Source organism: Saccharopolyspora terrae (genome assembly GCF_004348435.1).
Classification (GTDB): domain Bacteria; phylum Actinomycetota; class Actinomycetes; order Mycobacteriales; family Pseudonocardiaceae; genus Saccharopolyspora; species Saccharopolyspora endophytica.
Genome location: NZ_SMKS01000003.1, coordinates 72062 through 95699, shown reverse-complemented (window position 1 = coordinate 95699; position 23638 = coordinate 72062). Strand labels below are relative to the sequence as shown.

Here is a 23638-nt window from a genome sequence, read left to right as displayed (position 1 = left end):
TCTGCTCCGGCCGATCGCGAAATGTGCGTGTCTTGGTCCTTTGGCGTGAAAGCATTGGGGCATGGTGACGAGTCTGCTGCCCTCCACCCAGCGCGTGCTGCTGCGGCGCCTGGCTGTGGAGCAGAGTGAAAACCGTGTTCCTTCCCTGATCGCCGGTCTCGTGCGTGATGGAGAGACGGTCTGGTTCGATTCCCGTGGCCAGGTGAACGAAGCTCCCTCCACGACGGACACCCAGTACAGGATCGGATCGATCACGAAGACGTTCGTGGGCGTGCTCGTGATGCGGCTGCGCGACGAAGGCCGACTCGACCTCGCCGACAAGCTGGACGAGTACCTGCCGGGGACCTCGCTCGGAAACCGCAGCATCGGCGAGATCCTCAGCCAGTGCAGCGGGTTGACCGCCGAGCCCGCAGGACAGTGGTGGGAGCGCACCCCGGGTGGAAGCCCGGAGGAGCTGCTCGCCTCCGTCGACGACAGCGCGCTGCGCCCGACCCCGCGCCACCAGTTCCACTACTCCAACGTGGGTTTCGGAATCCTGGGCGAGCTGGTGGCCCGGTTGCGTGGTGCCCCGTGGCACGAGGTGATGGAACGCGAGATCCTGCGGCCGCTCGGCATGCGCCGCACCACCTTGAGCCCCGTCGCGCCCCACGCGGAAGGTTTCGCGGTCCACCCGTGGGCGGACGTGGTGCTACCGGAGCCGGCGGAAGACGCAGGGGCGATGGCGCCCGCAGGGCAGCTGTGGTCGACCTTCGACGACATGGCCCGGTGGGCCCGCTTCGTCCTGGGCGACACCGGCGAGGTGCTCCACCCGGACACGGTGGCCGAAATGCGCGTGCCCGGCTCGGTGGACGACGGGCCTGAATGGCGCTCCGGGTACGGACTCGGTTTTCAGCTGCTGCGGCACAACGGCCGTCGCCTGGCCGGTCACAGCGGCTCGATGCCGGGATTCCTGGCCAGCGTGTGGGCCGACCCTGCCGAGAACGAGGCCGTGATCTTCATGGCCAACACGACGGCAGGGGTCACCGGGGCTCTGGGCACGGACCTGCTCGACGCCCTGGCCGAGCACGAACCGCGCATCCCGGAGCCCTGGATCCCGCGACCGGACGTGGACATGGGGCTGCTGGAACTGACGGGGGAGTGGTACTGGGGTCCGTCGCCGCACGTGCTGCGCGTGCTCAGCAACGGGCTCCTCGACCTCAGGCTCGGGCACGGCCGCCGAGGACGGGCCTCGCGCTTCCGCCCCAACGGCGACGGCACCTGGACCGGCCTTGACGGCTACTACGCGGGCGAGATCCTGCGCATCGGCCGAAACGCCGACGGCACGCCCAACCACCTCAACCTGAACACGTTCATCTTCACTCGCACCCCGTACGCCTCAGACGCCCCGGTGCCTGGTGGCGTTGCAGGATGGCGGCCCGCAGGCAGCTGATCGGTGCAGCTTGGGTCCCTTCCTGCCAAAAGATCGAGGATGAAGGGACCCAAGCTGCCCAGGTGGGCGCGGCTGTGCCGCGCAGAGCCCGTGCGGCATGCTTGCGGTATGGCCGACGACCTGCCGATCACGAGTGACTGGAGCATTCCGCCCGCGGAGCTGTCCGAGCGTTTCTCCAGGTCGTCCGGGCCAGGCGGGCAAGGCGTCAACACCACCGACTCGCGGGTGGAGCTTTCGTTCGACCTGGCGCGCTCGTCCTCGGTGCCCGAGCGGCTGCGCGCACGCGCGCTGGAGAGGCTCGGGAACCGGTTGGTCGACGGGGTGCTCACGATCACCGCATCCGAGAACCGAGCTCAGCTGGCCAACCGCCAAGCCGCGCGGGAACGCCTCGCCGCAGTGCTCGCTTCCGCCGTCGCACCACCCGCTGCGAAGCGCCGCCCCACCAAACCGACCAAGGGATCGCAAAGGCGACGACTCGCCGGCAAGAAGCGGCGCTCCGAAGTCAAACGCCAGCGCAGGCGGGGTGATCCCGGCGACGCCTGAGCTGCGAATACCGCGTTCCTCGTTACTCTTGCGCACAGGTGAACGCAGGAGGGAACGAGCTGATGCGCACAGCATGGGTCATGCCCGGCGGCTCCACCTTCGGAGCCATTCAGGCAGGTCTGGCAACGGCACTGTTCGAGGCGGGAATCGTGCCGGATCTCGTCGTGGGAACCTCCGCGGGCTCGCTCAACGCGGCATGGCTGGCCGGTGATCCGACCACGCGCGGTGCCGAGAAGCTGCGCGACCTGTGGAAGTCGATGCGGCGAGCCGACGTGTTCCCGATCCAGCCCACCAGAATCCTCGCGGGCAAGCTCGGCCTGTCCAACCACGTCATGGGCAACCACGGTCTGGCCCGCTGGCTGCACGAAACCCTACCGTTCCGCAGGCTGGAGCAGGGCGTGATCCCGCTGACGGTGACCGCGACCGACCTCGACACCGGTGATGCCGTCTACTTCGAAGACGGCCCTGCCCTGCCACCGCTGGTGGCGTCGTGCTCGATCCCCGGGATGTTCCCTCCTGTGGAAGTCGGTGGGCGCTGGCTCGTCGACGGTGGACCTGCCGCGTTCATGCCCATCAGCCGCGCGGTCGAGCAAGGAGCACAACGGGTGTTCGTGCTCCCCTGCGGCGGCACTGAGCCCTTCGAGTTCACCCAGGACCGACGCCGCGGGATCGGTTCGATCGCGACTTGGCCACCGCCGAAGACACCGCCGCGGTCGATCAGTGGCGTCAACGGGGCTGCCCTGGGCGCCGCGATGGTCTCCGCAGCGCGATTGGACATGCAGGTCAACGCTCCACGTTGCGAGTTGTACGTGGTGCCGGCTCCTTCCATCGTCGGCCTTTCGCCCTACTCCTTCGCCCATTCCGGGGCCTTGATCGACAGCGCCTGGCGGGTCGCCCGCAGCTGGCTCCCCGCAGCCACACCCGTCCCGGCAGGACGTCCTGTCACCATCGCCGGAAAACCCGTTGGTGACGAGCAGTTCGGGATCACGGACTCGGCACCAGCGTTCTGAGCACGGTGCGGCTGAGCAACCGCCCCGCGCTCAACAGGGAACGGCGGCGCGGTCGCACGGCACGCGGTGGCGGTCCGGATGCGGGTGTCAGCGCCACGCGCAGGAGATCTCGTGGCGGTTCAAGACCGGACTTGTAGGCGCGCAACGTTGCGCGGGGCACGGCCGTTCCCCGCCGGCTTCCGGTCTCCATCTCGGCCACGAGCTCCTCGAAGCGGCATAGGTTCTCCGCCTTGATCGCCTCGAACAGGATCTGCTGGGTCAGCGCCGCAGACATGAAGGTGCGAGCACCGTCCATCACCGCGCGCACCGGCGGTGCCACCGGAATCCCGTCGATGAAAACGGGTTTCGGCAGTCGGGTGGTCCGTTCGAACCTGGTGCCCGCGTAGCTCTGGATCTTCTGCCGATGCGGGATGAGGACGTGGATGTCGGCCGATTCCGGAGGCGACTTCAAGCCGTGCAGGCGAGCCGCGTGCAATCCGGTGAGCATCGCGTGAGGCCCGGCGCGAAGCAGAGCAGCGTCGATGCGATCCCGCACCGTCGCAGGGCCGGGCGCGACGAGCACGATTCCCGGGGCCAGACGTGTCCACGGGCCGTCGGCACGAGCCCAGCGATAGGCCGTCGACTGGCTGATCCCGAGCTTGGTCAGTTCACTGACCCGGTACACGCGGCGGCGGAAGCTCAGAGCGGCGGCTTTGGCGGCGGTCGTCTTCTGCATGCGTAGAACTATCCGCATACTAGGCGCCGAATTGGTGTAGCAGGCACGGACGATGCGTGTGTCGTGATCACCTGAGCGGGTGATTACAGGCTTGCTAGGTGGGTATGGGAACGTTGCGGTCAGTCCAGCAGGGCGGGAGCGAACCCATACCCACCGAGGGAAAACCGCTCAGCGGGTGGCAGAAAGGCTCCCCTGCTCCTCCGGATACCTCTGCATCCACCACTGCATCGCGTATTCGACCAACCGGATCAGGGATTGCTTGGTGGACTCCCGGTTTCGGGCGTCGCAGGTGACGATCGGAACGTCGTCTGGGATCGCCATCGCTTCTCGGACCTCCTGAACCCGGTGCTGCAGGTTGCCGTCGAAGCAGTTGAGCCCAACGATGTAGGGCAGCTTGCGGTCCTCGAAGAAGTCGATGGCCGAGAAGCAGTCGGCCAGCCGGCGTGTGTCGACCAGGACGACCGCGCCGATCGCTCCGCGCACCAGGTCGTCCCACATGAACCAGAAACGGTGCTGGCCAGGGGTGCCGAACAGGTAGAGGATCAGGTCCGAGTCCAGCGACAGACGACCGAAGTCCATGGCCACCGTCGTGGTCTGCTTGTTCGGTGTCGCGTGCAGGTCGTCGATGCCGTGACTGGCCTCGGTCATGACCGCTTCGGTGGTCAACGGCACGATTTCCGACACTGAACCGACGAATGTGGTTTTGCCGGCGCCGAATCCACCTGCGACGACGATCTTCGCGGAGGTGGTGGTCGGGGACCTGCGGGGGTATTCAGGTCGGGCTTGCGTATCAGGATTCATGTCTGCCCACTTCAGTCATCAAGTCAATGCTGGGTTTCTGCGTTCGGCGCGGCTGCCCAGGAGACCCGCGCGCTGGGGGGGAAGTCAGAGCCGGCGGAGTCCGCTCAGGACCCGTTCCATCAACAAGAAGTGCGACGAGCTGCTGTTGTCGCTGACCGTCTCGTGCACCGTGACCAGACCCAGATCCGCCATATCGCCGAGCAGGACCTTCGCCACGCCGAGCGGGACTCCCAGCATCGCGCCGACCTCAGCGATCGACCGCGGATGCTGGCAGATCTCGGCGATGGCGTGGTGCTCGGTGCGCTGCAACCTCTCCGGCGTGCAGAAATCGCTCGCCGAAACCAGCGTTTCGAGCTCCAGGTGGTGGTTGGACCTGGTTCGGCCACCGGTCCACGCGTACGGGCGGATGGAGGTGGACATCGCTTCACTGCTCGGCGACGGAGAACCGGCCGCACTTGGTGGAGCGGGATTGCCGCGATCACCGGCCGGTTGTGGTGCTGCGGATGCGCCGGGGGAGGCCGACCGTGACCGGGAGGCGTCCTCGACCTCCTCCGACTCGGTCGTGCCCTGCGGCCCGGGATCCTTCTGCGCACGCTTCCGGCGCCACCCGCGTAGACCGCTGTCCAGGGTGAACCGGTTGAAAACCTCCGCCACGCTGTCGCTTTCCGGCGGGCCGGAGGGGCGCCGCCGGTGTTGCCCGGTCGGGTCCGGACCTTCGCTCATCTTCGCCTCACACCGACTGTCCGGTCATCACGCGGCTTGTTCCCCGCAGCTGAGAACGCAGCTCCGGCGTCAGGATCTGGCCGACGCGTTCGACCAACAAGGTCATCTCGTAGGCGATCAAACCCATGTCGCACTGCGGCGCCGCCAACACCGTCAGGCAGGAGCCGTCGCTGATCGCCATCTGCAGCATCAGTCCGCGTTCCATCTCGACGACGGTTTCGGTGACAGCGCCCGCCTCGAAGCACCGAGCCGCACCCTGGGTGAGGCTGAGCAGGCCGGACGCGACGGCGGCGAGCTGGTCTGCGCGGTCGGTGGGGAGTTTCGCCGAGGCGGTCAGCAGAAGTCCGTCAGCCGAGACGACGACTGCGTGGGCAACACCGGGAACCCGCTCGGTGAAGTCCGTGACGAGCCAACCGAACTGGCTCGGCTGGGAATTTTGGGCGTTCATGGCGCCTCCTTTCCTCCTAACTGATTCGGGGATCACCGGGTCTCATCCGTTGACGGCTGTGGGTCGCGAAGGCTGTGCTTGCCCTCGCGGACACCGCGTTGGAAGCTGGCCAACCTCCCGCGCGTCACGTCGGCGTCGCGCGGTGATGTGGCGGTCGAATCGGTGACCGATTCCGATACCAGCTGGGCTCTGGGGGTCCGGCGTGGCAGACCTGACGCCGTGTACTGCGGGGCCTCGGTGCCGCCCTGCTGTTCCGCCGTTTCTGCTCTGTCATCCCCGGTTGGGTCCTGCTGGGTGGTGGCGGACTGCTCCGCACTCGTTGCTGCGGCGATCGAGGCGTGGTTCAGGCGGTGGCGGCCGCGCTGGACGCCTGCCTGGAAGCTCGCCAGCCTGCCCCGCGCCCGGTTGGGGTCACGTGCAGGACGCGGCTCGTCACTGTCGGCTCGGTCAGCGCTGCCGGCGACCAGGTTCGCCAGCGGAACCCGCTGGGGCAGCCCGGCCGAGGTGAAGTCGGTCGGCTCGGAGGCCGCGACCTCCTCAGCGCGCTGCTGACCCTCATCGCTGGCGAAGGTCCAGTCGCGGGAGTCCACCTCGTCCGCCGCGCTGCGGGCCTCATCGGAGGAAGGGGCCCTTTCTTCCAGCTTCACGGCCGGCAGGATCTCGGTGACCGGACCGTCGTCGGTCTCGTCGGGCCAGCGGAACTGGGGTTCCGCGTCCGGGTCACCTTCCTCCCGCTCCAGGAACCACACCGAGGACAGCTCGTCGAGGATCGACTCCGGGGTCTCGGGAACCTCCATCTCAGGCGGAGGCTCAGCGGAGGGCTCCTGAGTGCTGAAGAGCTCGTTGGACGAGTCCTCGTCGTCGGCACTGCGGAACAGGTGGAAGCCGTTGTGGGTCGGCGGGTTGCTGATCGCGTCCTGTTCTGCCGCTTCCCAGTCGAACTGCCTGATCAGCGTGTCGTCGTCGTGCCCGGGTCGGTAGACGCCGTTGGTGCGCGGGGCGGGGAGCGAGACGTCGTCGATCAGCAGGTCCGGCCGGAGGGTCATGGACACCCGCACGCCCGTGTCCTTCTGGCCGGGCATCAGCTCGACCCGGATGCCGTGCCTGCGCGCCAGGCGGCCCACCACGAACAGGCCCATGCGTCGCGACGTGGACTGCTTGATCTCCTCGTCGGAGCTCAGCCGCTGGTTGGCTTCTGCGAGCTCGTTCGGGTTCATGCCGATGCCGTCGTCGTCGATGTCGATGCGCATCGAACCGTCGCGCTCTCGCTGTCCCGACACCACGACCTGGGTCTGCGGCGCGGAGAAGTTCGCTGCGTTGTCGAGGAGTTCGGCCAGCAGCCGAACCAGGTCGCTGGCCACGTACCCGACGATCTTGGTGTCCGGCAGTTGCTGCACGTTGACCCGCGGGTAGTGCTCGATCTCCGAGACCGCGGCGCGCAGCAGGTCGGCCGGCGTTGTGGGACGGGTGAAGCGACGTGCCAGATCCGCGCCGGAGAGCACCATGAGGTTTTCGTTGTTGCGGCGCATCCGAGTCGCGAGGTGGTCCAGCTGGAACAGCGTTGCCAGCTGGTCGGGGTCCTCTTCGTCGCGTTCGAGCTGCTCGAAGAGCCGGAGCTGACGTTCGAGAAGGCTCTGGCTGCGTCGCGACACGTTGATGAACGAGTCGCTGTAGCTGCGGCGGAGTTCTGCCTGCTCGGTGGCGAGGGTGACCGCCTGGGTGTGCACGTCGTCGAAGGCACGGGCAACTTCGCCGACCTCGTCGGTGGTGTTGACGGGCACTGGCTGGACGGCCTGCGGTGCGTGTCCGGCCCGGATGTCGGCGACGGCGTTGGGGAGCTGGTGATTGGCGGTGTCGAGCGCGCTGTGCCGCAGCGTCTTGAGCGAGCCGAGCAGATGCCTCACCACCATGACCACGATCGCGCCGGCGATCAGCAACGCGGTGAGCAGGAGAACCGATTGGAGACCGGCGAGGTTGCCCGCGGTGTCCTGCAGGCTGAACGCGGTTCGGTGCAGCTGCTGGTCGAGCTGGGATTGCAGCGTGTTGAGCGCCTGCGCCGCGGTGTTCGACTGCTCCTTCCACGTCGCGGTCGAGACCAGGTGCGAGGACAGGGTGGATCGGGTGTTGTTCTGCTCGGCCATCGCCAGCTGGACCGAGGTTTCCCGCGCCGGCACCTGGGGGTTGGAGTAGAGCTGGTCGTAGCGGATGCGCTGCTGCGGGTCGGCTGCGGCGCGGAACTCCTTGACCGCTGCGGTGCGGCGGGCTTCGCTCGCGGCCAGGCGGGCGAGGTTGTCGCTGGTGAAATCGTCGCGGGCCAGGCCGGTGAGCACCAGGGCCTGTTGCAGCTGCACCTCTTCGCTGATCTTGGCGAGCTCGTGCACGGTGGTGGCGGTGGCCACCAGCTCCGAGGACGAGATCTGGCTGATCAGCGTCCGGTCGAGCGCGAGCATCACGTCGATGAGCTCGGTGTAGGAGTTGGCGGTGACGCCGGGGTCGACGCGTCCGCCGAGCACGAGCTTGCGGATCGGGTCGAGCTCGGTCGACTGCCGTTCGGTCTCCTGCTTGGCGTACCGAACGGCGTCGCTGTCCGGCGCGGCGTCCAGCAGGCGTTGGGTTTCCGCCAGTGCTTTGTCGGAGGCGGCGAACCGGTTCCTGATGTCGGCGTCGGTCACCTGGCCGCGAACGAGGAATTCGGCGGATTGGCTGCGTTCTTCCTGCAACCTGTCGACGGCGGTGCGCACAGCGCGGCCGGCGGAGACGACGCGGTCCATCTGCTCGTAGTTGCTGGCTTCGGTGATCTGACCGCGAATCTGGAGGACGCCCAGCACGATCGCGAAGATGACCGGGACCAGCACGACGGCGGCGATCTTGACCGGGAGCTTCCAGTTGTGCCACGTGATGATTCGGGACGTGGCGCGCGACCACATGGATGCCCGGGTCGCGTTCGCGGGCGGGTCTTCTACTCCGCTGCTCACGACGCAGTCCTTTCCCGCGCGGTCGAAGCTTTCATCGCCAACTGCGCGTTCGTGTGGTGGGCAGGCCGGCCCGCCTCGGGGTGTGCGCGGCAGGTCATTCGTGGTTGGCGGCGCTGCCTGCGTTTCGGGGGTTTTCGCGGGTGGCCGTGCGGTCTCGACGGCGGTATTCGAAGTACCTGCGATGTCGGGGGTGATCGCGGTGGCATCGAATGAGTTCTTACCGGTCGTCGGCGTGCAGAACACTACCTCACCGGAATGATCTACTATCTGTTTTGAATTCAACGCTCTGACCAGTGCATTCGGGTCGATGGAGATCATCTTCACGGGTGCGCGGGGGCTCGTTGGGCGCATTGGACACTGATCGTGTTCATTGCCGCGAAGGCGGGATGCGCTTTAGTCACCCGATGGAGAGAATCTCTCCGGCTGGGTGACAAAGGGGTCGAATGCAGTGGGAATGTACCCATGGTCATCCCGTGTTACCCTCGCCTAACCAGTCGGTTGATCAGCGAAAATGGCCCCGCTCGGCTCCTTTTTGCGGGGTGGCCCGGCTCCGTTCCGCCCTCTGGGCGGTATGGCTTCCCGCCAGGTTCAATCACGGTTAGTGATCGATGGATTCATCAGTTGGTGTGGTGTGTCGCTGCTGTGGTCCAGGTGAAGCGGAATGATCGTTAGACTCCCGCCCTGGTTGGCATCGCAAGTCGTGCGGTCACCGACTCCTGGGGAATTCGAGATCAAGGAAGATCGCAAACAGCTGCGGGAGTTCGGACGAAGTTGGGGGACTTTGCGGCATCGGCGCAGAACACGTCGATGTGATGTCCGATTGCTTGGAAGGATGCATGCGCAACGCCACCCAACCCCCGTCGCCATCTCGACAAACCGAAGCGACCTTCGGCCAAATCGACAAATCCGCCAGGCGCACCGATCTCCCGGTTCCCGGCGACGCGGGCCCCGACTTTCCCGGCATCGCTCGCAGTGCCGATTTCCGCGAATTGCGCGGCAAACTACGCAGGTTCACGTTCCCGATGACCCTCGTGTTCGTGGTCTGGTACGTCGGCTACGTCGTGCTCGCCGCGTACTTCCCCGATTTCATGGGGATCCGGCTGTTCGGCGCCGTCAACATCGGACTCGTGCTCGGCATCGGCCAGTTCGTCAGCACCCTCGTCATCACGGCCCTCTACCTGCGCTACGCCGCCAAGGAGATCGACCCCCGCGCCGCTGAGCTCTACCGCAACGCCACCGGACAGGAGCGGCCCTGATGGACACCAACCCGATGCTCAACATCAGCATCTTCGCGGCGTTCGTGCTGCTCACGCTGTTCATCGTCTACCGGGTGAGCAGCACGGGGACCACCACCGACTACTTCGCGGCGGGCTCGCAATTCACCGGTGCGCAGAACGGCATCGCCCTGTCGGGAGACTTCCTGTCAGCCGCTTCGTTCCTCGGCATCGCGGGCGCCATCGCCGTGCACGGATACGACGGCTTCCTCTACTCGATCGGGTTCCTGGTCGGGTGGCTGGTGAACCTGCTCCTGGTCGCAGAACTCCTGCGCAACACAGGCCGATTCACCATGGGCGACGTGCTCAGCTACCGCATGAAGCAGCGCCCGGTGCGCGCCGCCGCAGCCGTGTCGACCCTCGTGATCTCCTTCATCTACATGATCGCGCAGATCGCAGGCGCAGGAAGCCTGGTGGCGCTGCTGCTCGACGTGCACAGCGCGGTCGGCCAAGCTCTGGTGATCGCCGCCGTCGGTGCGCTGATGATCGTCTACGTGCTCGTGGGTGGGATGAAGGGAACCACCTGGGTGCAGATCATCAAGGCGGTCGCCCTGATGCTGTGCGTCGCGCTCATGACGCTGTTCCTGATGGGCAAGTTCGGGTTCAGCATCACCTCGTTGCTGCAGCACGCCGCCGAGAAGAACCCGCTCGGTGAGCGGATCTTCTCCCCGGGAGCCCAGTACGGGAAGAGCGAGACCACCAAGCTCGACTTCGTCTCGCTGTCCTTGGCGCTGATCTTCGGTGTCGCCGGTCTGCCGCACGTGCTGATGCGCTTCTACACGGTGCCCAACGCCATGCAGGCCAGGCGTTCCGTGGTGTGGGCGACCGTCACGATGTCGGTGTTCTACCTGTGCACGTTGGTGATCGGCTACGGCGCGGGGGCGATCAGCGGCACGGATTCGATCCTGGCCGCCCCTGGCGGCGAGAACTCAGCGGCCCCGCTGCTGGCTTACAAGATCGGTGGAACGGTGCTGCTGGGAGTGGTCGCAGCGGTCGCTTTCGCCACGATCCTCGCCGTGGTCGCGGGTCTGACCCTGACCGCATCGGCATCCTTCGCCCACGACGTGTACGCCAACGTCTTCAAGCGTGGGCAGGCCGAGCCGGAGGCCGAGATCAGGGTGGCGCGGCTGACGGCCCTGATCATCGGTGCCACCTCGATCATCGGCGGCATCCTGGTCAACGGGCAGAACCTCGCGTTCCTGGTGTCGCTGGCGTTCGCCTTCGCCGCGTCGGCGAACCTGTCGACCTTGCTCTACTCGCTGTACTGGCGGCGGTTCAACACGCGGGGGACCTTGTGGGGGATCTACGGCGGCCTGGGCATCTGCCTGCTCCTGGTGATCTTCTCGCCGGTGGTTTCGGGAACCCCGACCTCGATCGTGCCCGGAATCGACTTCGCCTGGTTCCCGCTGAACAACCCCGGCCTGGTGTCGATCCCGGCGTCGTTCCTGTTCGGCTACATCGGCACCTTGCTCGGTGAGCGCGAAGGAGAGGACCGCACTGACGAGATGGAGGTCCGGTCGCTGACCGGCATCGGAGCCTCTTGATCGGCCGTACCGCGCATGGGAACCTTCCTGTCACTTCCCCGGCAGGAAGGTTCCCGTGCTCTGGGCTTCGAACCGGCCCGGATCGAGCCCTCTCGCGGTCCTGCAAGACACCCATTTTGAGCAGTATGCGACGTATGGTGGGTCGGCCAGGTGACCGAGTCGGACAGGGAGGAGTGGCATGAGTTCCGCGACCCAGAGCTCGTGGGAGCCGGTGCGCAAGGTCCGGACCTACGAACAGGTCATGGCGCAGATCGAGCAGCGCATTCTCGACGGGCGTCTCGCCCCCGGCGACCGCCTTCCCAGCGAGCGAGAGTTCGCGCAGCTCCTCGGGGTCAGCCGGCCGTCGCTGCGGGAAGCGCTGCGCGTGCTCGAAGCGCTCGGGATCGTCGACGTGCGACCTGGCCGCGGCCCTGACGGCGGGTGCGTGTTCCTCGGCCACCCCGGCACCGGTTTCTCAACGCTGCTGAAGATGCAGCTGACGCTCGGTCACTTCAACGACGCCGAAGTGCTGCGGACCCGGCTGGTACTGGAGGAGTGGGCGCTGCTGGAGGCGGCTCGCCACGCCACTCCCGCCGATCACCGGGCTTTGCGCGCGATTCTCGACGAGATGGACTCCCCGCACCTCACCGCGCGCGACTTCAACGCCCTGGACACCGAGTTCCACGTCCGGATCGCCGAGTCCGCCGGCAATTCGCTGGCCGCGCACATGATGGGGTCGCTGCGCACGGCGATCCAACGTCAGATGGTCGAAGTGTACGACCGCAGGGACGATTGGCGGGACACCTCGCGGCACGTGCGGCGTGAACACCGCGCGATCCTTCAAGCGATCGAGTCCCGCGACGGCGCACGCGCCGTTGAGCTGCTGCGCGGTCACATCAACGACTTCTACGAGCTCGACGAGCGCACCGGGTGATCTCCCGGTCGCGCTGATCAGTCCTGCTGGCGGACGCGGAGCCCGTCGAATGCGACCGCTGCGACGGTGTCGGCCAGCGTCTCCGCGTCGGCGCCCTGACGCGGCCGATACCACTCGACGAGCGAGTTGACCATGCCGAACAGCAGGCGTGCCGCGGTCGCCGGGTCGACGTCCGGGCGGAGGTCGCCGTCGGCGGCGGCTTTGCTGACCAGGTCGGCGACGATCTGGTCGAACTCCCGGCGGCGGGCCAGCGCAGCCTTCTCGACCTTGGTGTTGCCGCGAATCCGCAGCAGCAGGGTCACGAAGGGCAGTTGATCGACGAGCACGCCGACGCTGGCCCGCACCAGGTATTCGAGCTTGTCGATGGCGCGGCCGTCGATGGTCTCCAGCTTGTCCGCCTCGGCGAACAACCCGTCCAGTCCTCGGTTGACCGCGAGCCGCAGCAGTTCGTCCTTGCTGCGCACGTGGTGGTAGATCGCGGACTTGGTGATCTGCAGCTTGCGCGACAGATCCTCCATGCTGGTGCCGTCGTAGCCGCGTTCGTTGAACAGCTTGACCGCAACCGTGAGCAAGGACTCCAGGTCGTAGCCGGGGCGACCGCGTCTGGTCGCACGGGTGCTGGGCGGTTCGGTCATGAGCGCATTATCGCAAGTCGTTTCAGTCGCGAGGGCGTTGGTCGATGACCCGGCGGAGCTTGCCCACCGAGCGCTCGAGGGAGCCTGGCTCGACGATCTCCACTCCGACGCTCACGCCGACACCGTCCTTGACCTTCTCCGCGATCTCCACCGGTGCTTTCTCGCGCCGCGCCGAGGTGGTCTCGGGAAGGGCCTCGACCAGCACGGTCAGCTGGTCCATCCGGTCCTGGCGGGTGAGCTTGAGCTGGAAGTGCGGCGACAGGTCGGCGGTGCCGAGCACGATCTCCTCGATCTGAGTCGGGAAGACGTTGACCCCGCGCAGGATGATCATGTCGTCGCTGCGCCCGGTCACCTTGTCCATTCGTCGGAAGGCCGGTCGTGCCGTGCCCGGTCGCAGCGCGGTCAGGTCGCGCGTCCGGTACCGGATGATCGGCAGCGCTTCCTTGGTCAGCGAGGTGAACAGGAGCTCCCCGGTCGTCCCGTCGGGCAGCGGCAGGTCGTCGATCGGGTCGACGACCTCGGGGTAAAAGTGGTCCTCCCAAATGTGCAGGCCGTCCTTGGTCTCGACCGCTTCCTGTGCGACGCCGGGTCCCATCACCTCCGAGAGGCCGTAGATGTCGACCGCGTCGATGTCGGCGCGTTCCTCGATCTCGCGGCGCATCTGCTCGGTCCACGGTTCGGCGCCGAAGATCCCGACCTTGAGGGAAGTGCTGCGCGGATCGATCCCCTGACGCTCGAACTCGTCGAGGAGCGTCAGCATGTACGACGGCGTCACCATGATGATCTCGGGACGGAAGTCGTTGATGATCTGCGCTTGCCGTGCGGTCATGCCGCCGGAAGCCGGAACGACCGTCATCCCGAGCTTCTCGGCTCCGTAGTGGGCGCCGAGGCCTCCGGTGAACAGCCCGTACCCGTAGGAGATGTGCACCTTGTGCCCGGGGCGTCCGCCGGCGGCGAAGATCGACCTCGCGACCACGGTGGCCCACACGTCGAGGTCGGATTCGGTGTAGCCCACGACCGTCGGTTTGCCGGTCGTTCCGCTGGAGGCGTGCACCCGGCGGACCTGCTCCTGCGCAACGGCGAACATGCCGAAGGGGTAGTTGTCGCGCAGGTCCTGCTTGGTGGTGAAGGGGAACTTCTCGAGGTCGCCCAGTTCTCGGCAGTCGTCCGGGTGCACGCCCGCGTCGTCGAACTTCCTGCGGTAGAAGGGAACGTTCGCGTAGGCGTGGTGCAGCGTCCACTGCAGGCGCTCGAGCTGCAGGGCGCGAAGTTCGTCGGTGCTCAGCCGTTCGGCCGACGAGAGGTCGTCGATCGGCGGTGCGGCGCCAAGACGGCGGGCGCTCGGCACTTCGTTGTGCGTGGTCGTCATGGGGAGGGACTCCTCAACGCTTGATCTGGCCGACGGTCCGGCTGCGGCCGCGGAACTCCGCGACGACCTCTGGCCCGGCAGGGGTGTCCCGGTGCACCGTGACGTCGTAGATGCCGTTTCGGCCGTATCGAGTTCGTTCTTGCGCGGTGGCCACCAGCTCGTCTCCGAGGAACGCGCTCGTGACGAACGAGATCTCCGCGCCGGCGGCGACGGTGACGGGCCCGTGGCTGTTGCACGCGGCTGCGAATGTCGTGTCGGCGAGCAGGAAGACGTAACCGCCGTGCGTGATGTCGTGCCCGTTGACCATCTGCTCGGTCACCCGCATACGGGCGACCGCGCTGCCGTCGTGCGCTGAGGTCACGACGATGCCCAGCGACGTCGAGGCGACGTCGGATTCGAGCATGGTCCTCGTGGAGTCGCTGAGTCGGTTCGCCGAGCGTGACACCGAGTTGCACCGCCTTCTTACTGACCGAATGGACGGTAAATAAATCTGCTCAAGTAAAAGTCAGTGCGTAAACGGATGTCAAGGCCGGCGCTATCGGACGAACTCCATCCGGAAACGCCGGCCCCGGTCGTCGCATCCACCTGCGGCATGAGCTCAGCGTAAGCGCGTGTGCTCGGTCGTGGGCTGCACGAGGAGTCCGGCAGGGCTGCTGGGCGAGACCTGCACAAGGGAACCTTCTTCGCGCCTCTCGGGGTCGTTGAGCGGAAGGCGGCCTTGCTCGCATCCTCCGCCCGGGTGGGGTGGATCGGGCCCTTGCCACTTTCGCTCCCCGGCGTTGCGCGCTAGCATTAATTCCCGACCGTTCGGTTAGTAATTCTGGAGGGCGAGGCACGATGGCTCAAGGTGCGAGCAAGGTTCTGCGCAGCTACACCAGTGGCGGCTGGAGGGTGGGCGAAGGCGAAGGCGCACCACTGCACGACGCCGTCACGGGCGCCGAGATCGCGCGGATCAGCTCCGCCGGCATCGACATGGCCGCAGCGCTCGAACACGGACGCACGGTCGGCGGGCCGGCGCTGAGGGAACTGACCTTCCACCAACGCGCAGCCCTGCTCAAAGTGTTGGCCTCGCACCTCCGCGAGCACCGCGAAGAGCTCTACGAGCTGTCGGCCAAGACCGGCGCGACCCTCGGAGACTCCAAGTTCGACATCGACGGCGGGATCGGGGTCCTCTTCTCCTACTCCAGCAAGGGGCGGCGGGAACTGCCCAACGACACCGTCTACGTCGATGGGAACGTCGAACCGCTCAGCAAGGGCGGCACCTTCCTCGGCCAGCACATCGCCACCCCGCTGCGCGGCGTCGCAGTGCAGATCAACGCCTTCAACTTCCCCGCGTGGGGGCCGCTGGAGAAGTTCGCCCCGGCCTTCCTCGCAGGCGTGCCCAGCCTGATCAAGCCGGCCAGCCAGACCGCCTACCTCACCGAGAAGCTCGTCGAGCTGATCGTGGAGTCCGGACTCATTCCCGAAGGGTCGCTGCAGCTGATCAGCGGAAGCGCAGGGGACCTTCTCGACCACGTGACCGGGCAGGACCTGGTGTCGTTCACCGGCTCGGCCTCCACCGCGCAGAAGCTCCGCGCCCACCCGGTCATCGTGCGCAACTCGGTGCGCTTCAACGCCGAGGCCGACTCGCTCAACTGCTCGATCCTCGGCCCGGATGCCAAGCCGGGGACCGCGGAATTCGACCTCTTCGTCAAGCAGCTGGTCACCGAGATGACCGTCAAGGCAGGCCAGAAGTGCACCGCGATCCGGAGGGCGTTCGTCCCGGCGGAGCTGCTCGACGACGTTGCCGAGGCGGCCGGCGAGCGCCTGGCGAAGATCAAGATCGGAAATCCGGCCAACGCTGACGTCCGCATGGGCGCCCTGGCGAGCCTCGAACAGCGCGAGGAGGTCCGCCGGTCACTGAAGGCGTTGCAGGGTGCGGGCAACATCGTCTTCGGCGACCCGGAGCAGGTCGAGGTGATCGACGCCGATGCCGAAAAGGGAGCCTTCATCTCACCGGTGCTGCTCAAGGCGGACCCCGATCGAGCGGAACCTCACGAGGTGGAGGCGTTCGGGCCCGTGTCGACGCTCATGCCCTACACCTCCGTGGAGCAGGTCGTCGATTACGCCGCGCGCGGGCAGGGGAGCCTGGCTGGCTCCGTGGTCAGCGGGGATGCGCAGTTCGCCCGCGACGTCGTGCTCGGTGTCGCGCCGTGGCACGGCCGACTGCTGGTGCTCGACGCGGATGACGCGAAGGAGTCCACCGGACACGGCTCGCCGATGCCGGCGCTCGTGCACGGCGGTCCCGGCCGCGCCGGCGGTGGAGAGGAGATGGGCGGCATTCGCGGCGTCCTCCACCACATGCAGCGCACGGCGGTGCAGGGCAGCCCAGCGGTGCTGTCCCAGGTCACCGGACGATGGGTGGAAGGAGCCCCTCGTGCCACCGACGGCGTCCACCCGTTCCGGAAGTCGCTGGCCGAGCTGAAGATCGGCGACTCGGTGGTGGCCGGTCCGCGCCAGGTCACCGATGCGGACGTCGCACACTTCGCGGAGTTCACCGGCGACACCTTCTACGCGCACACCGACGAAGACGCAGCCCGGGAGAACCCGCTGTTCGGCGGCATCGTCGCGCACGGATACCTGGTCGTCTCCTTCGCCGCGGGCCTGTTCGTGTCGCCTGAGCCCGGACCGGTGCTGGCGAACTACGGACTGGAGAACCTGCGGTTCCTCACGCCCGTCAAGCCCGGTGACGCGCTGACCGTGACCTTGACCTGCAAGCAGATCACGCCCCGCGAGAACGCCGACTACGGCGAAGTCCGCTGGGACGCCGACGTGACCAACGACGACCAGGAATCCGTCGCCAAGTACGACGTGCTCACCCTGGTGTCCAAGGAGAAGCGATGACAGCAACGTTGTCCGACCAGGAACTCGAGGAGCACTTCGAGCGCACCATCGACAAGGACCAGCGGCTCGAACCGCGGGACTGGCTGCCCGACGGCTACCGCAAGACCATGGTCCGCCAGATCGCCCAGCACGCGCATTCCGAGATCATCGGCATGCAGCCCGAGGGCAACTGGATCACGCGGGCACCTTCGCTGCGCCGCAAGGCGATCCTGCTGGCGAAGGTCCAGGACGAGGCGGGGCACGGGCTGTACCTGTACTCCGCGGCGGAGACGCTCGGTGGTGACCGGCAGGACCTGACCGAGAAGCTCATCACCGGTCGGCAGAAGTACTCGTCGATCTTCAACTACCCGACGTTGTCGTTCGCCGACGTCGGCGTCATCGGCTGGCTCGTCGACGGCGCGGCGATCTGCAACCAGGTGCCGCTGTGCCGCTCCAGCTACGGCCCCTACGCCAGGGCGATGATCCGGATCTGCAAGGAGGAGTCCTTTCACCAGAGGCAGGGCTACGAACTGCTGATGACGATGATGAAGGGAACCCAGGCGCAGCGGGACATGGTCCAGGACGCGGTGAACCGCTTCTGGTGGCCGTCGCTGATGATGTTCGGCCCGCCGGACGCCGAATCGTCGCACACCGAGCAGTCGATGCTCTGGAAGATCAAGCGGCACACCAATGATGAGCTGCGGCAACGCTTCGTCGACATGACCGTCCCGCAGGCAGAGGTGCTCGGCGTGACCCTGCCGGACCCCGACCTGGAGTGGAACGCCGAACGCGAGCACTACGACTTCGGCGAGGTCGACTGGAACGAGCTCAAGCAGGTCATCAAGGGCAACGGGCCGTGCAACACCGAACGGGTCGCCCGGCGCCGCAAGGCCCACGAGGACGGCGAATGGGTGCGCGAGGCGGCAGCCGCGCACGCGCGCAAGATGACGGAGGCGAAGGCATGAGCCGGAGTGAACTGCCCCTCTACGAGGTTTTCGTGCGCGGCAAGCGGGGCTTGAACCACGTGCACGTCGGGTCGCTTCGCGCCGCCGACGACGAGATGGCCGTGCACCACGCGCGCGACCTCTACACGCGGCGCAACGAGGGCGTGAGCATCTGGGTGGTGAAGTCGTCCGCGATCACGGCATCCAGCCCTGACGAGAAGGATCCCTTCTTCGATCCCTCGGGGGACAAGGTCTACCGGCACCCCACCTTCTACGACATTCCCGACAACGTTCCCCACATGTGAGCCGACGATGTCCTTTGACAACGCCTACGAGGCACTCATCGACGCGCACGACGATTCGCGCTGGGCTTTCGGCAGCGGGTTCGAAGACCCGCTGGCAGGGGTCGACACCTCGGTGCCGTCCGGTGTGGACGGTTCGGATCTGGCCGCGTACTGCCTGATGCTGGGTGACGACGCGCTGATCCTGTCGCACCGGCTGCAGCAGTGGTGCACCTTCGCCCCCGAACTCGAGGACGAGGTCGCCATCGCCAACATCGGCCTGGATCTCCTGGGGCAGGCCAGGCTCCTGCTGGCCCGGGCGGGCAAGGCCGACGGCAGCGGACGTGGTGAGGACGACTACGCGTTCTTCCGCGACGAGGACCAGTTCCGCAACGTGCGGCTCGCGGAGCTGGAACGCGGCGACTTCGGGCAACTCATCGCCGTGCTGCTGGTGCTGTCCACGTGGCGGCTCGCGGTGTTCCAGCGGCTGACCACCTCCGGCGACCCGGTGCTCGCCGCCATCGCCGACAAGGGCGTGAAGGAGCTGACCTACCACCGCGACTACGCGGCTCAATGGGCGGTTCGCCTGGGCGATGGCACGGACTTCTCCCGCGAGCGCATGCGGGAGGCCTTGACCGCCGTGTGGCCGTACGTGGACGAGCTGTTCACCGCGCACGAGGTCGAAACCCGCCTGGTGGAAGCCGGTATCGCGGTCGATCCTGCTGCGGTGCGCGAGGAGTTCGACGGCGTGCTCGCGCAGGTGTTCCAGGCCGCGACGCTGGAACGCCCCGACGTCCCGGGCAAGGCAGGAGTAGCCGGCGGAACCGGCAGGCACGGTCGGCACACCGAAGCGATGGGATACCTCGTCGCGGAGTTGCAGAGCGTCGCCCGAGCGCACCCGGAGGCGACGTGGTGACCGCCAGAGCCGTCGCGGAGACCGTCTGCGATCCCGAGCTGCCGATGCTCACGCTCGCCGACCTCGGTGTGCTGCGCGAGGTGTCCGAACAGGACGGTGCGGTGAAGGTGTCCATCACGCCCACCTACAGCGGCTGCCCGGCCATGGACACGATGCGCGACGACTTGGTCCACGCGTTGCAGGGAGCGGGGTTCGCCCGAGTCGAGGTGAGCACCGTGCTGCAGCCGTCGTGGAGCTCGGACTGGATCAGCGAGCAGGGTCGACGCAAGCTCGCAGAAGCCGGCATCGCACCACCTGGCGGGGTCCCCGCACGCGGTCCCGGTCCGGTGCCGTTGTCGCTCCACCCGCCTGAGCGGAAGGTTCCCTGCCCGCGCTGCGGCGCGGCGGACACCGAACTGCTGTCGGAGTTCGGAGCCACCGCGTGCAAGGCGATGCGCCGTTGCCGGTCGTGCGACGAACCGTTCGAACACGTCAAGGAGATCTGAGGTGACCGCGTCTACCAAGTCCCGGGTGCGGGGCGAATTCCACACGCTGACCGTCGCAGAGGTCAGCAGGCTGTGCGACGACGCCGTCGCGGTCACCTTCTCCGTGCCACCAGAGCTCGCCGGCACCTACGACTTCCGGGCCGGTCAGTCGCTGACGTTGCGTCGCGTGATCGACGGACGAGAAGAGCGGCGGTCGTACTCGATCTGCTCGGCCGAAGGGAGCTCTCCGCGCATCGGGGTGCGTGAGGTCCCCGACGGGTTGTTCTCCACCTGGCTGGTCAACGACGTTCGCCCCGGCGACGAGATCGAGGTGGGTGCCCCGACCGGGGCGTTCAGCCCGAAGTCGGTACCGGGGCATCACGTGCTGATCGGCGCCGGATCGGGCATCACTCCGCTGCTGTCGATCGCGGCGACGGTTCTTCGGGACCCTTCAGCCACCGCGACCGTCGTCTACGGCAACCGCCGCACCGACACGGTGATGTTCGCCGATGAGCTCGCCGATCTGAAGGACCGCTATCCCGAGCGCTTGGAGCTGGTGCACGTTCTCTCCCGCGAACCGCGGGAGGCGGACCTGTTCACCGGACGTCTCGACGAGGAGAAGCTGCGCGCGCTGATGGCGCTGGTGCCCGAGGTCGGTGACGTCGACGAGTGGTGGCTGTGCGGGCCGTTCGGCATGGTCACCGGAGCGCAGCAGCTGCTGGGAGAACTCGGTGTGGCCGACCAGCGCATTCACCGGGAGCTGTTCTACGTCGACGACGTGCCCCCGGAACCTGTGAAGCACATCGACGCGGCGCCGTCGGGGGAGACCACCGAGGCCACCATCGTCCTCGACGGCCGGCGCACGACCACCGCGTTGTCGCGGGAGACATCGGTTCTCGACGGAGCCCAGAAGGCGAGGCCCGACCTCCCGTTCGCCTGCAAGGGCGGTGTCTGCGGCACCTGCCGGGCGAAGGTCACCGAGGGAGAGGTCGACATGCGCCGCAATTTCGCGCTGGAAGAAGCGGAAGTGGCCGAAGGGTTCGTCCTGACCTGCCAGTCCGTCCCGGTCAGCGACGTGCTCACCGTCGACTTCGATTCCTGATCCGGCCCGGCGCGGAAGGCGCTGATCGGTGGGCGCAAAGGAGATCCGCCCCTGAACGGATGGAAACATCGTTCAGGGGCGGATCTCTTCGTCTCGCTGAAGTGCCCTCGACACAGTGCGTCCTCGGCGAATTCGAACCTGCGACACACCTTTCCGGAGACCAGTGCTCTCTCCACTGAGCTGCGAGGGCTCGTCGTGCGGAGCGGACAACCTCCGGCCAGCCGGGGCGTCTTCATTGATATGAACGCTCATAAGATCCGGCGCGACTGGAATGCGCAGCCGCACCCGGTGAGAGGGGGGCGGGCCGGGCGCCGAGGCGGGGCTGGAAGGGGCGTGTGGTTCCTCTGCTGGTGGCCGTGGTGGTGCTGCCGGTGGTGTTCGCCGGCTGGCTCTGGTTCCACGTCGGCTCGTCGGTCCGCCGGGTCGATGCCTTCCCGGACTATCCGGGCCGACCGGAGGCGGCCGCGGGTACGAACTGGTTGGTCGTGGGCTCGGACAGTCGGGAAGGGCTGGATCCGGAGACGGCGGCCGGCCTGCACGTGGGAGATGCGGACGGGCAGCGCACGGACACGATCCTGCTCGCGCACCTGCCGGACAACTCCACGACCCCCACGTTGATCAGCATCCCGCGCGATTCGCGGGTGCCGGTCCCGGGGCAGGGCCGGACGATGATCAACGAGGCGTTCGCCGTCGGCGGCCCGCGGCTGCTGGCGCAGACGGTGGAGCAGGCGACCGGGTTGCGCATCGACCACTACGCCGAGGTCGGGTTCGGTGGCTTCGCGGGTCTCGTCGAAGCGGTCGGCGGCGTCGAGATGTGCCTGGACCAGGACATGCACGAGGTCAAGACAGGTCAAACCCTCCCAGCCGGCTGCCAGACGTTGAACGGCCCGGACGCCCTCACGTTCGTGCGAATGCGCTACAGCGACGCGACCCCGCGATCGGACCTGGACCGGGTCGCCAACCAGCGCAAGTTCATCGGCGCCCTGGCCGCCGAGGCGTCGAGCATCACCACCCTGATCAACCCGTTCCGTGCGTACGCGCTGGCGGACGAGGGTGCGGGTGCGTTGACGATGCTCGACTCGGACGGTCCGGGTGACCTGCTGTCGCTGGGTTGGGCGATGCGCGGCATGTCCTCAGGCGGCGTGGTGACGACGACGGTTCCAGTCACCGACGCCACGGCCAGCCGGTGGGACGGGGAGAAGGCGCTGCGGCTCTTCGCGGCGATGGAAACCGACGACCCGGTCCCGGAAGATCTGATCATGAACTGACATCCCAAGGCCACCATCGGATCATGTGCGGGAGCAGCTTCCAGTCTTCCTGCGTCTTTCAACCATCGGCTGAGAACGGCAGACACGTACCGACAGTGGCCGATGCACAAAACCGCCCCTGGCCTTGTTTTTACTGGCCAGGGGCGGTTTTGCTTGTCCTTCGAATGCGCCCTCGACAGGATTCGAACCTGTGACACCTGCCTCCGGAGGGCAGTGCTCTATCCACTGAGCTACGAGGGCTCGTCGCTGCGGACGATCGATAGCTTATCGCACGCTGCACGCGTGTTTGGGGCGGGGTGGGTTGCTGCGCCTCGACGGTGTTCATCTGGGAGTTGCCGGCGGATGGGCGCTTGGGAACCTTCCTGTCACCGCACCCGAGGCGGGCGGGTGGTGATCTGGGTTGCAGGGCGCTTTCGTCCCGCGCTCCAAATCATGCATACTTTGCTATGTATCTGACCTGGATGTGAGGAGGCGAAGAGATGGGGCACGGTCATGGGCACGGATCCGCGGCGGATGCGGTCCACGCGTCCGGCCGCTACGTGACCAGGCTGTCCATCGCCTTCGGCGTGCTGCTCGCCTTCTTCGTGCTCGAAGCCGTCGTCGGGTGGCTGACGTCGTCGCTCGCCCTGCTGTCCGACGCAGGGCACATGCTCACCGACGTCCTGGGCGTGGGGATGGCGCTGGCCGCGATCACCGCCGCTCGACGTCCCGCGGGCAACAAGCGCACCTTCGGCCTCTACCGCGTCGAAGTCCTCGCCGCGCTGGCCAACGCCGTGCTGCTGTTCGGCGTCGCCGGCTACATCCTGTTCGAATCCGTGGAGCGGTTCCGAGATCCGCAGGAGGTCGCCGGCCTGCCGATGATGGTCACCGCGGCCGCGGGTCTGCTGGCCAACCTCGTCGTGTTCGCGCTGCTGCGCAAGGGTGCGGGCGAAAGCCTCAACGTGCGCGGCGCCTACCTGGAAGTCCTCGCCGACACCATCGGCTCGGCCGGTGTGCTCGTCGGCGGCTTCGTGACCTGGGCGTTCGGCTGGTACCTCGCCGACCCGATCATCGCCGTCGGCGTCGGGCTCTTCGTCCTGCCCCGAACCTTCACGCTCGCCCGCCAAGCGCTGCGGATCCTGGTGCAGCAGGCTCCCGAAGATCTCGACGTGCAGGCGATGCGCAGCGATCTGGCCGCGCTCCCGTCGGTCACGGAGGTTCACGACCTGCACGTGTGGACGCTGACCTCGGGCATGGAGGTCGCCTCCGCTCACCTGACAGCAGGACCCGACGCCGACCACGGTGGTGTCCTCACCGCCGCGCAGCGGTTGCTGTCGGAGCGCTACCGGATCGAGCACGCGACCCTGCAGGTCGAGCCCGCCGAATGCGCTCGACGCTGCCAGGAGCTGACCTGGTGAACGGCTGCGGGCCGCCGGCTCAGGG

22 protein-coding genes and 1 tRNA gene are annotated in these 23638 nt (G+C 67.2%); 14 read left to right on the top strand and 9 right to left on the bottom strand.

Annotated elements, in window-relative coordinates; all coding sequences use genetic code 11:
- The first annotated feature begins 61 nt into the window (after window positions 1-61).
- The 3 genes from E1181_RS03405 (at window position 62) to E1181_RS03395 (ending at window position 2982) form a co-directional block, all read left to right on the top strand.
- Complete coding sequence (locus tag E1181_RS03405) at window positions 62-1429, top strand: serine hydrolase domain-containing protein (protein WP_132672395.1); 1368 nt, start codon at window positions 62-64, stop codon at window positions 1427-1429.
- Between the two features lie 108 nt (window positions 1430-1537).
- Entirely contained in the window at window positions 1538-1972 is a 435-nt protein-coding gene (arfB, locus tag E1181_RS03400) for an alternative ribosome rescue aminoacyl-tRNA hydrolase ArfB (protein ID WP_132672394.1), read from the top strand.
- A gap of 62 nt (window positions 1973-2034) precedes the next feature.
- A complete protein-coding gene (locus E1181_RS03395; protein WP_132672393.1) occupies window positions 2035-2982 on the top strand; it encodes a patatin-like phospholipase family protein in 948 nt (315 codons plus the stop codon).
- Here E1181_RS03395 and E1181_RS03390 read toward each other — a convergent pair.
- The 5 genes from E1181_RS03390 to E1181_RS03370 form a co-directional block, all read right to left on the bottom strand.
- Entirely contained in the window at window positions 2957-3697 is a 741-nt protein-coding gene (locus E1181_RS03390) for a hypothetical protein (protein WP_132672392.1), read from the bottom strand. The genes E1181_RS03395 and E1181_RS03390 overlap by 26 nt on opposite strands.
- A gap of 168 nt (window positions 3698-3865) precedes the next feature.
- Complete coding sequence (locus tag E1181_RS03385; protein ID WP_132672391.1) at window positions 3866-4498, bottom strand: GTP-binding protein; 633 nt, start codon at window positions 4496-4498, stop codon at window positions 3866-3868.
- Between the two features lie 84 nt (window positions 4499-4582).
- Entirely contained in the window at window positions 4583-4918 is a 336-nt protein-coding gene (locus tag E1181_RS31980; protein WP_235875930.1) for a DUF742 domain-containing protein, read from the bottom strand.
- A 310-nt stretch (window positions 4919-5228) separates the two neighbouring features.
- Window positions 5229-5669 carry a roadblock/LC7 domain-containing protein gene (locus E1181_RS03375; protein ID WP_132672389.1) on the bottom strand — a complete coding sequence of 147 codons (441 nt, stop codon included), beginning with the start codon at window positions 5667-5669 and terminating at the stop codon, window positions 5229-5231.
- 32 nt (window positions 5670-5701) lie between these two features.
- Window positions 5702-8644 (bottom strand): sensor histidine kinase, encoded by a 2943-nt coding sequence (locus E1181_RS03370; protein WP_132672388.1) that lies wholly within the window; start codon window positions 8642-8644, stop codon window positions 5702-5704.
- 1022 nt (window positions 8645-9666) lie between these two features.
- Between E1181_RS03370 and E1181_RS32825 the strand changes: the two genes are divergently transcribed.
- From E1181_RS32825 to E1181_RS03355, 3 genes are all read left to right on the top strand, one after another.
- Window positions 9667-9900 (top strand): DUF485 domain-containing protein, encoded by a 234-nt coding sequence (locus E1181_RS32825; protein ID WP_235875919.1) that lies wholly within the window; start codon window positions 9667-9669, stop codon window positions 9898-9900.
- Window positions 9900-11462 (top strand): solute symporter family protein, encoded by a 1563-nt coding sequence (locus E1181_RS03360; protein ID WP_165944510.1) that lies wholly within the window; start codon window positions 9900-9902, stop codon window positions 11460-11462. Before E1181_RS32825 ends, E1181_RS03360 begins: the two co-directional genes overlap by 1 nt.
- Window positions 11463-11640: 178 nt before the next feature.
- Window positions 11641-12375, top strand: coding sequence for a FadR/GntR family transcriptional regulator (locus tag E1181_RS03355; protein WP_132672385.1), 735 nt, complete (start codon window positions 11641-11643; stop codon window positions 12373-12375).
- Window positions 12376-12392: 17 nt separating this feature from the next.
- On the opposite strand, the gene E1181_RS03350 is transcribed toward E1181_RS03355, so the two are convergent.
- From E1181_RS03350 to paaI, 3 genes are read right to left on the bottom strand one after another with little or no spacing between them, the layout of a single operon-like run.
- Window positions 12393-13010, bottom strand: a complete 618-nt coding sequence (locus E1181_RS03350) for a TetR/AcrR family transcriptional regulator (RefSeq protein ID WP_132672384.1) — start codon at window positions 13008-13010, stop codon at window positions 12393-12395.
- A gap of 22 nt (window positions 13011-13032) precedes the next feature.
- Window positions 13033-14379, bottom strand: coding sequence for a phenylacetate--CoA ligase PaaK (gene paaK, locus E1181_RS03345; RefSeq protein ID WP_132672383.1), 1347 nt, complete (start codon window positions 14377-14379; stop codon window positions 13033-13035).
- Window positions 14380-14392: 13 nt separating this feature from the next.
- A complete protein-coding gene (paaI, locus tag E1181_RS03340; protein ID WP_132672382.1) occupies window positions 14393-14782 on the bottom strand; it encodes a hydroxyphenylacetyl-CoA thioesterase PaaI in 390 nt (129 codons plus the stop codon).
- A 434-nt stretch (window positions 14783-15216) separates the two neighbouring features.
- Here paaI and paaZ point away from each other — a divergent pair, with 434 nt between their 5' ends.
- The 7 genes from paaZ (at window position 15217) to E1181_RS03305 (ending at window position 22216) form a co-directional block, all read left to right on the top strand.
- Window positions 15217-17262 carry a phenylacetic acid degradation bifunctional protein PaaZ gene (gene paaZ / locus E1181_RS03335; RefSeq protein ID WP_132672381.1) on the top strand — a complete coding sequence of 682 codons (2046 nt, stop codon included), beginning with the start codon at window positions 15217-15219 and terminating at the stop codon, window positions 17260-17262.
- Entirely contained in the window at window positions 17259-18206 is a 948-nt protein-coding gene (paaA, locus tag E1181_RS03330; RefSeq protein WP_132672380.1) for a 1,2-phenylacetyl-CoA epoxidase subunit PaaA, read from the top strand. Before paaZ ends, paaA begins: the two co-directional genes overlap by 4 nt.
- The gene (gene paaB, locus E1181_RS03325) at window positions 18203-18490 is read left to right on the top strand and encodes a 1,2-phenylacetyl-CoA epoxidase subunit PaaB (RefSeq protein ID WP_132672379.1); all 288 of its coding nucleotides are present in this window, start codon (window positions 18203-18205) and stop codon (window positions 18488-18490) included. The genes paaA and paaB overlap by 4 nt, the downstream gene beginning before the upstream one ends.
- A 7-nt stretch (window positions 18491-18497) precedes the next feature.
- A complete protein-coding gene (gene paaC / locus E1181_RS03320) occupies window positions 18498-19382 on the top strand; it encodes a 1,2-phenylacetyl-CoA epoxidase subunit PaaC (protein WP_132672378.1) in 885 nt (294 codons plus the stop codon).
- Window positions 19376-19867, top strand: a complete 492-nt coding sequence (gene paaD, locus E1181_RS03315; RefSeq protein ID WP_132672377.1) for a 1,2-phenylacetyl-CoA epoxidase subunit PaaD — start codon at window positions 19376-19378, stop codon at window positions 19865-19867. The genes paaC and paaD overlap by 7 nt, the downstream gene beginning before the upstream one ends.
- Before the next feature lies 1 nt (window position 19868).
- Entirely contained in the window at window positions 19869-20948 is a 1080-nt protein-coding gene (gene paaE / locus E1181_RS03310) for a 1,2-phenylacetyl-CoA epoxidase subunit PaaE (protein ID WP_132672376.1), read from the top strand.
- A 335-nt stretch (window positions 20949-21283) separates the two neighbouring features.
- Entirely contained in the window at window positions 21284-22216 is a 933-nt protein-coding gene (locus E1181_RS03305; RefSeq protein WP_328590831.1) for an LCP family protein, read from the top strand.
- A 167-nt stretch (window positions 22217-22383) separates the two neighbouring features.
- On the opposite strand, the gene E1181_RS03300 is transcribed toward E1181_RS03305, so the two are convergent.
- Window positions 22384-22456, bottom strand: a tRNA-Arg gene (locus tag E1181_RS03300).
- A gap of 239 nt (window positions 22457-22695) precedes the next feature.
- On the opposite strand from E1181_RS03300, the gene E1181_RS03295 reads away from it, so the two are divergent.
- Window positions 22696-23613, top strand: coding sequence for a cation diffusion facilitator family transporter (locus E1181_RS03295; protein WP_132672375.1), 918 nt, complete (start codon window positions 22696-22698; stop codon window positions 23611-23613).
- Window positions 23614-23638: the final 25 nt, after the last annotated feature.